Genomic DNA, 8,909 nt, shown 5'->3' with positions numbered 1-8,909 from the left:
TATTACTATCTCTAATGCTTTGCAATGGAGATTACAATATAGAATAATTATTGAGGAGGCAAGAATAGGAAATGTGGTTGGAGTAGAAAATATTCTGAATTAATTTAGTGGTCAGGAATAAAGAAAGTCTCATACTTTAGAATTAAATTCAGTGAGGTACAACTCTGGTGTGCAAGATGTCTGCACCACAGAGGTTATAATTAGGGTTTGCTGAAAAAGTCTTTTTTTAAGGAGCGGGGGAGTAGGGGAGTAGGGGAGTAGGGGAGTAATTTTTTGTCTCAACTCTTGCCCAAAATGCTAACTTTTTGAGCATAAATGGCTGAAAACTAGGTACTTTTTAAAGACCTAAAAAAGCTCAAACCTTTATCTGTAAATGCTTTTAAATTTAATCAGCAAGCCCTAATTAATATTTGTACTTTATATACTTGAATCTTCTGTATCTACAAAATTCAACAAAATATTAGCAGCTTCATCTAAATCTTTGCCAAAACAAATAATTCCATCCTCGTGACCTGCCATTACTAATATTTTTTCTACTCCTAAATTCTCTTCATCAAACAAACGAAACATTTCTTTTGCTATTTGTAGAGTACCATAAGGAACATCTGGATTAGAAGTAGGAACTTTAAACATAAGTTCTTGCCAAAGCTGATAATTATGAATATGAATAATACCCATAATTTCTGGTCGATAATAATAAATAGCAGCATGAGTTAAAGATTCAGAAGAAGCCTTAACAGGTCCGCAACAAGTTAGACTATTTTCCTCAATATTAAAATCAGTAACTACCGTATAATGTTCCGGTTTTAAAGTTGAGAAATGAGCGGTTTGAGTCCCAGAAATTATAAACCGATCGGAATTATTTATTCTCTGACTGACATTACCAAAACCAATCCCATTTTCGTAAACCCCAATTAATCCCAAGGAACACATTAAGTCGCGTTTTTTCATTAAGTCAGTGAGTTGATGGCTCGCCACAGATTCTCCTTTTATCCAATGACAATGATATTTAATTACTCCCTCATCCATAACCATAAATTTAATAATTAAAAACAACAATAAAAATTAATTGTACCATGGCTAATTTTTTCTAGGTAGTTAACTAAATTAGTTATATAGCAATCCTAAATGATTTGTGAAAAAAGCTGTAATGGTTTAGTTTCCAAATGTAAGCATTCAGCCGTCAGCTATCAGCCATTAGCTTCATAGGAAATGAAGTAAAATTCCATTATTGAAAAACTGAATTACCATGCTCAAGTATAGTTCAAAGCATATTTGAAGACCTTAGCTATTAACTGAAAATGTGTTTTTAAATTTGACATAAAAAAGCTGATTACTGACTGCTAATAGTTGAATGCCTACTTCCAAATACCATTTCCGATCGGGTTTGGAAACTAAACCCTAAACCTCTACGATAAAATATTACAACCTATTTAGAATTGCTATATAGTAGAGTTTGTATCAAATAAAAATCATAATCTCTTGAAGTAACTTAACTTAAAAACATGAAAAGCAAAAAACAAAATCAACAAAAAGACATTTTTAAACATCTCAAAAAAAACGGTACAAAATTCGTCCGCGTTCTTTTCTGTGACAACGCCAATATCATCCGCTCCAAAGCATTCCATATTGACGTATTACCAGAACACTTCTACACAGGAGTCAGTATTACAGTTGCCCAACAAGCATTCCCAGTCATGTACGATGCGGTAATTTCTGAAACAGGTCTCGCTCCTGTAGGGGAAGCTTGGTTAGTTCCCGACTGGTCTACCCTCCATACATTACCCTACGCTCCTACTCACGCCAGCTTACTTGGGGATATCTTCAAAGATGGCTCTCCCTGGTCTTTGTGTCCCCGTACATTTCTCAAACGAGCGATCGCTACTGCTGAAAAAGCAGGTTTACAAATAAAGGCCGCCTTTGAAAACGAATTCTACTTACTCAAATCTACCTCTGATAGTATCACTCCCACAGATAATACAGTTTTTGCCTCTACCTTGGGGATGAATATTAACTGCGCTGTAATTGACGACATTGCGGATGCTCTAACTGCTCAAGAAATTCAAGTGGAAAGGTATTATCCAGAGTCAGGTCCTGGTCAACAGGAAATATCCATCCGTTATAGCGACGCTTTACAAGCTGCTGACAGACAAATAATTTTTCGGGAAACAGTGCGGGGGGTAGCTCTCAAACATGGACTCACCGCATCCTTCATGCCGAAAATTTTTGCTGACCAAGCAGGTAGTGGTTGTCACTTACATCTGAGTTTGTGGGAAGGAGAGAAAAATATTGTTCCTGACTCAGATGGAATAGGGGGAGTCTCCAAAACTGCTCGTAGTTTCATTGCTGGAATTCTTGAGCATTTGCCTGCTTTAATGGCGCTGACAACTCCAAGCGTTAATTCTTATCGTCGCATTCGCCCCCATTTCTGGAGTGGTGCCTTTCGTGCTTGGGGTTTAGATAACCGGGAAGCTGCTGTTAGGGTGCCGAGTAATTTTGCCCCACCGTCTCCCACTCATTTTGAGTTGAAAACTGTGGATGCTTCTGCTAACCCTTATTTAGGTCTGGGAAGTGTGATAGTAGCTGGTTTAGATGGCATTAACCGGGGTCTTGATGTTGGCGAACCTGTGGCAGTTGACCCAGGAAATTTTACTCCCGCAGAAAGAGAGGCGCGGGGAATAGATGCTTTACCTAGTTTCTTGGGAGAAGCGATCGCTCACTTACTTAATAATGATGTTCTGCAAAATGCTTTGGGGTCTGAATTAGCTCAAGCGTTTATTGGTGTTCGTCGCGCCGAGTGGGAAGCGATGAAGGATATGGAAATAGAGGAAGAGGTGAAGACTTTGTTGTCTAGATATTGAAAAAGTGCGTTGGTGAATTGAGCTATGAAATGCGGGAGTGTTATGAAAAACCGGGTTTGTTGGAAACAGATGTCAGTATGCTAAGAAACCTAAGACAAACCTGGTTTCTACAATGCAAAAAAAAATCATAGCTACGGGTGGTGGTGCATGGTAATGCTAGAGAGAGTGTGGGAAGTGTGAGGGGACTAGAGGTGTGGGATATATTACAGCGCTTTTGCTGATTGATGAACCACATCGCCATAAGCAAAACCTTGTAGGGATGTTGCATGCAACATCCCTACTGTGCTCTATCGAAATCAAAATCGCTGTAAAGCACTATAGATGATATTTTCTACTGCTTTTTTCGCTATACTTTTGTCAGGAAAATTATTTTTTAACAGGACTTATGCGAAAGGTGGAATTATACACCATTTGTAGGGGTTATATAGAATCCAGTTATATAATATATGTTGATAATTCTATAATTAGTTCAAGCTTTCAATCTCCCCATCTCCCCATCTCCCCATCTCCCCATCTCCCCCAACCATATAATAACTATTCAACCGGATTTGATATTAACGGCTGTTAACTAGATATGGCGGTTATGCGTAAGTCCTGTTTTAAGCATTTGGTTATTATGGCTGACTTTGGAGGATAAATACTCAAACGTAGAAGTATAGAGTTTAAAATTTTGTTTCCTAATGAAGAAATGAAATATTACTGGAAAAGTAGTCAGCGCATTTATAAGTTTCAAGCCTTACCTACAAAAACTTTAAGTAATCAAACTCTTAAAATTAATGGAAAAGACCTTTTTGTAAAACATTCTTTAGATGAAAGACAAAAAGATGCTATAGCGCTTCTTTTATTTAGAAGTTCCTATAGTAATGCTAATCAAGAAATTGCTTCAATTTTAGCAAGATGTGAAATTGGTGATTATTTAGGTAAACCTATTGAATTAGATAGTTTTATTAAGCAGCGATATATTTGGGTTAGTAGTATTACAGGAGGTGCAAAATCTAATGCTTTAGGTCATCTAGCCCAAAAATTTGTTGTTCAGTACATAAAAGATGAAATTGGAATCATTGGAATTGAAGTCAAATCTGATGCTACCTTATCTAATGTAACTCATACTGACCAAACTACAGGACGCTTAACTTCATTTGATATTATAGTCACAAAAAACCATAAATATGTAGCTATAGAAGTAAGTTTTCAAGTGACTACTAATAGACATAGGCGTGAAAAAGATATAGATTTTTTGCGGCTAGCAGGGAACACTTAACACTTAACACTTAACACTTAACAGGGAATATATTTTCACGAAAAAGAGACGAAAAATGATTTTGGAGAGTTAATTTTACAACTATAGCTTGTCTTAAATAAAGAGCAAGTTTATTTTCTGGAGAGGTCTAATAGTGTTATTGAACGTAAAGGAGAACAAGCAAAAGCTAGTTACGAACAAGTTGAAGCGGCAGGTCACAAAATTGCTTATGTTATAGATGGAGCAGGAAACTTTCAAAGACAGTCAGCTTTACAAACAATTTGTTTGCATAGCCACTGCACTGTAGCATTGTCTAAAAATGAGTTGTCAATTCTTTGTGATTTTTTGAGAAATTATTTAGAAAACAATAGTGATTGAAAAAACTGGACAATTTACAGACTATTTATAACAATTAAAAAATGACCAAAATTCGCTTTATTGATTTATTTGCTGGCATTGGTGGGATGAGATTAGGTTTTGCACAAGCAGCCGAATATTTAAACATTGAAACTGAATGTGTATTAAGTAGTGAAATAAATCCTGAAGCTGGTTTAGTTTATGAAAAAAGTTTTGCTGAATTTCCTTTAGGAGATATCCGTAAAATTGAAAAGTTACCACCCCATAAAATATTATTAGCTGGATTTCCTTGTCAATCTTTTTCTTATGCTGGAAAAAAAGCTGGATTTGGGGATACTAGAGGTACGCTTTTTTTTGAGATTACCAGATTAATAGATACATACAAACCCCACGCTTTTATATTTGAAAATGTCCGTGGTTTGCTGACTAATGATCGAGGTAGAACTATCGAAACTATTAAACATGAAATTAAAAGTAGAGGCTATAGTTTTGACATATTTTTACTGAATAGCGCGAATTTTGATTTACCCCAAAATCGTCTACGGATTTATATACTAGGAGTTTTAGATAGTACGCCAAAATTTAACTTAATTTCTGACCCAGGTCCGAAAGATTCTCATTCTTATCATCCCCAACAATTATCTTTATTTTATCCTCTAAAAAAATCTATAACCGTGGCAGATATTTTGGAAGATAATCCAGATGAAAAATATAATTGTTCGGAAAAATTTGTTGCAGCTTTAAAACAAAGATTAAATGGATACTTGAATAAATTACATGGCATAAGATTAATTGATTATCGGGGTGGAAATTCTATTCATTCTTGGGAGTTGGGATTAAGAGGAAAATGTAGTGTTGAAGAAATAGAATTAATGAACCGTTTGATTTTGAAACGGAGAAATAGTCAATTTGGTAAACATCAAGATGGTAAATTGTTGAGTCAGGAGCAAATAGCTAGTTTTTTTCCTCATCCTCAGTTGGATATTTTGCTCAATTCTTTAGTAAGTAAAAATTATCTGCAAATAGTCGAATCCAAATATAAGCCAGTGGCTGGAAATTTTTCTTTTGAAGTCTACAAGTTTTTAGACCCAGATAAAATTTCTGTAACTTTGGTGGCTAGTGATGCTAATAGATTGGGAATTTATCATCAAAATAGAGTCAGAAAAATTACTCCGAGGGAAGCTGCAAGATTACAAGGTTTTCCAGATAATTTTATTTTGCATCCTGACCATAATAAGGCTTATTATCAATTGGGAAATTCTGTAAGTATTAATGTAGTTAAAGCCGTAGCTAAAGAATTATTACTGAACATTATTTATAAAGAAAGTTAATTTTAAAGCAGCGGTCATTTCAGTTGTCAGTTATTCAGTACCTCTTATGATTAGTAGACCACAAAGTAGGGACGTTCGCATTTTTGTTATGCAACGTCCCTACAGGGTTATCATTTTTTTAATGTGGTTCATCTACTGGAGATTGCTTCCTTCCACTCCGTTCCAGTCGCAATGAAATAATGGCATCTAATTAAGTTAGCATACTGATAATTATGATACAGCAGATTCCAGATTAATGTAGTTTAATTAATAAACATCTACAATAATAAAAAATAAAATCAATTATCGTACAGAAATCATCAATTATTTCTCCCTACTCCCTACTCCCTACTCCCTATTTAGGATAAATATAATGGAAAACTCTCTAGAATCAAAAGCAGAACAATTAGCAGTAATCGAAGCAAATGCAGAAAAAATAGCAGCGATCGCCTCTGAAGGATATAAACAAATTGCGGAAAAAGGTACGGTAATAATTTTTAGACAATTAGAGGAAAATAGTACAGTTTTAGCAGACTGGCAAGTGAAGTTTAAACCTATTAGTCAAATCCCATCAATAATTACTGATTGGCAACAAATGGGTTTAGAAAAATTGATGAACAATTATAATCCAGAAGTAGCAGTAGTCTGTACTTTTTTATATCCAAATGGCAGCCATACCAGTTATCATTTTGAAATGGAATAAATCTTGAGTAGGGGATTCATTAATAGATAATTACCTCTGGTTAAAACCGTACGGGAATTGAATATAAGGAAATATTATTTCTTTTCTCTTGGTCGATTGGATATGGCTAGGAAACCTCGCCATCCCATCCTAACGGACTGCTGCGCAAACGACCGCTTTTTCCCCTTTATTGGGGAGGCTTTTAACCTGAATTATTTAATTAATAATTAATAATTATTAATTATGTAGTCAAAATTTGTGTTATAATTAAGTCCAAAGACAAAGACACTAAGACCTCTGAATCATGGTGAAAGCCCGATATCTAGTGGACGCTTCAGTTAAAGGGTAGCTAGCCGAAAAGGTGGCTCGGTGCTTGCCAGCACTCTGTTTCCAGCCGTTAGACAGCACGTTGTAACTCAGAGCGAGTGAATCAACCAACAACTTAAAAAGTAGCCTTAATGGTCGCTAGACCGGAGAGAGTAGTGGCAATTGGCACCGCCTTGTGAGCTAAGTAGTGCATTCTTACTACGGTACGGTGCTGGCAATGTGGCCGTTTCGAGCAATGTGGAAATCGTGGTTTTAACCCGATTTACAGCTCCTAGTCACGAATCCACGCGACTTTAGTCCGTGGAGTGTCAAAGTTACAATGAAATGGAAATCATAAAAAACTAAAAACCACCAGATAATATAAATAGCAACCATTAGCCTTGAAAGGAGGCAGCCTTTATGAACTTAGTAAAAACTGTTGCTTTGTTAGGTATACTTAGCGCTTTATTAGTTGCAGTTAGTTATTGGTTAATAGGTGGCACAACTGGTGCTACAATAGGTCTACTTTTAGCTGCTATAATGAACCTAGGTTCCTGGTTTTTCTCAGATAAAATTGCTCTGGCAGCTTATAAAGCTCAACCAGTAAATCAAGCAGAAGCACCTGCATTATATGAAATGGTAGAAAAACTTTGCGATCGTGCAGGTCTACCTATGCCAGGTGTTTATATTATTCCTACTGCTTCTGCTAATGCTTTTGCTACAGGTCGCGACCCCCATCATGCAGCAGTGGCAGTCACCGAAGGTATTATGAGAATTTTACCAGAGGATGAACTTGAAGGAGTTATTGCCCACGAACTTAGTCATATCAAAAATCGCGATACTTTTACTCAAGCAGTAGCTGCTACAATAGCAGGTGGGATATCTTGGTTAACTCAAATAGCTAGTTATTCGATGTGGTTTGGTGGGGGTTCAAGAAACGAAAACCGAGCTAACCCAGTAGTGATATTATTGACCATCATATTAGCTCCGATAGCTGCAAGTATCGTGCAAATGGCAATTTCTCGAACTCGCGAATTTGCTGCTGATGCAGGAGCTGGTAACTTAACTGGTAACCCTCGCGCTCTAGCTCAAGCTTTGCAACGGTTAGACCAAAACGCTCGACAAATGCCATTAAATGCTAATCCTGCTTTTGCACCATTATTAATTATCAATGGATTTTCCGGTAGAATGATGGCAAATTTATTTTCTACCCATCCATCCACAGAAGCGCGGATTGAAAAATTGTTAGAATTAGAGCAAAAATTATTGGGATATAGCTGAAGTCATACCGTTTCACGGAAGTCATATCAAATCCGGTAGCATTGGTGTAATTAGATAATAAGAGTTTGGGGAGGGTGGGGAGTGTGGTGCGTGTGGGGAGAGCTAGAAAGATTTAGCAATAGCGCTCGTGAAGTGAACATTTTTTTATACCGAATCAAGTGGATTTGATATCAAAAGTCGTATGGGTGAATGGCCATTCGCCCATACAAAAGTAAAAAGTAAGATTTTATAGGCTCAAAACTTTGACTATACAGTAACTTCAGGAAATTATTTCACATCTAAAGTTTGAAACTATCAGGACTTACGCAAAGACACTATATATAGCGTCTACTAATTTAGGCGATCGCTACAATTTTTTAAGCGATCGCCTCCAGATTTTTGCCATTCATTCAAAAGTAACAAAAACACCTATAAAATAAAAATAGCCCTGAATTTTATTGTGGGCTTTTGCAACTCTTGTATCAGATAATCTGAGAGTAATTCACGTTTAACTTGATAAATAGTTTTTCCTATTTTCACTGCTAATCTTTTTAAAAAATTCCAGACTAACATTGCACAGGATATATGATTCTTCTGAATTTGTCTCATACGACATTGACAGAATTCTATACCTGTTAATTGTTGAATTTCTCTGTGAAATTCTTCAATTTTCCATCTGGTTTGAGATTCAAACTCTACTGCATCTACTGAAGCTTGAAATAAATCATTAGTTGCAATATATTCTGTCCTATTGGTAGAAATAGTTGCCCAGAATAGCTTGACTGTCTTGAGTGCGTCTTACATTCTGTTCGCGAAGCGTTTCCGCAGGAAATGGAAACCTCAGAATTACGCACTCGCTTTTTTATTTTTTGGAAAACCTTTAATTTTTATTA

General features: G+C 36.2%; 7 protein-coding genes and 1 pseudogene. 6 read left to right on the top strand and 2 right to left on the bottom strand.

Annotation, left to right across the window (positions count from 1 at the left end):
- Positions 1-417 precede the first annotated feature (417 nt).
- Entirely contained in the window at positions 418-1,035 is a 618-nt protein-coding gene (locus ACP6PM_RS36725) for a class II aldolase/adducin family protein (RefSeq protein WP_426591821.1), read from the bottom strand.
- A 470-nt stretch (positions 1,036-1,505) separates the two neighbouring features.
- Between ACP6PM_RS36725 and ACP6PM_RS36720 the strand changes: the two genes are divergently transcribed.
- The 6 genes from ACP6PM_RS36720 (at position 1,506) to ACP6PM_RS36695 (ending at position 8,037) form a co-directional block, all read left to right on the top strand.
- Positions 1,506-2,861 (top strand): glutamine synthetase family protein, encoded by a 1,356-nt coding sequence (locus ACP6PM_RS36720; protein ID WP_426591820.1) that lies wholly within the window; start codon positions 1,506-1,508, stop codon positions 2,859-2,861.
- A gap of 637 nt (positions 2,862-3,498) precedes the next feature.
- Positions 3,499-4,122 (top strand): hypothetical protein, encoded by a 624-nt coding sequence (locus ACP6PM_RS36715; protein ID WP_426591823.1) that lies wholly within the window; start codon positions 3,499-3,501, stop codon positions 4,120-4,122.
- 117 nt (positions 4,123-4,239) lie between these two features.
- Complete coding sequence (locus ACP6PM_RS36710) at positions 4,240-4,479, top strand: hypothetical protein (RefSeq protein WP_426591822.1); 240 nt, start codon at positions 4,240-4,242, stop codon at positions 4,477-4,479.
- Between the two features lie 41 nt (positions 4,480-4,520).
- Positions 4,521-5,789: a DNA (cytosine-5-)-methyltransferase gene (gene dcm / locus ACP6PM_RS36705; RefSeq protein WP_426591819.1), complete on the top strand. Its 1,269-nt coding sequence runs from the start codon at positions 4,521-4,523 to the stop codon at positions 5,787-5,789.
- A 352-nt stretch (positions 5,790-6,141) separates the two neighbouring features.
- Complete coding sequence (locus ACP6PM_RS36700; protein WP_426591818.1) at positions 6,142-6,471, top strand: hypothetical protein; 330 nt, start codon at positions 6,142-6,144, stop codon at positions 6,469-6,471.
- 705 nt (positions 6,472-7,176) lie between these two features.
- The gene (locus ACP6PM_RS36695) at positions 7,177-8,037 is read left to right on the top strand and encodes a M48 family metalloprotease (protein WP_426591817.1); all 861 of its coding nucleotides are present in this window, start codon (positions 7,177-7,179) and stop codon (positions 8,035-8,037) included.
- Between the two features lie 408 nt (positions 8,038-8,445).
- On the opposite strand, the pseudogene ACP6PM_RS36690 reads toward ACP6PM_RS36695, so the two are convergent.
- Positions 8,446-8,799: pseudogene (locus ACP6PM_RS36690) on the bottom strand (IS701 family transposase); the annotation flags it as partial.
- Between the last annotated feature and the right edge of the window lie 110 nt (positions 8,800-8,909).

Source organism: Dapis brunnea BLCC-M229, assembly GCF_050015995.1.
Classification (GTDB): Bacteria; Cyanobacteriota; Cyanobacteriia; order Cyanobacteriales; family Microcoleaceae; genus Trichodesmium.
Note: the sequence above shows the minus strand (reverse complement) of the source record. Positions and strands in the feature narration are given on the sequence as shown.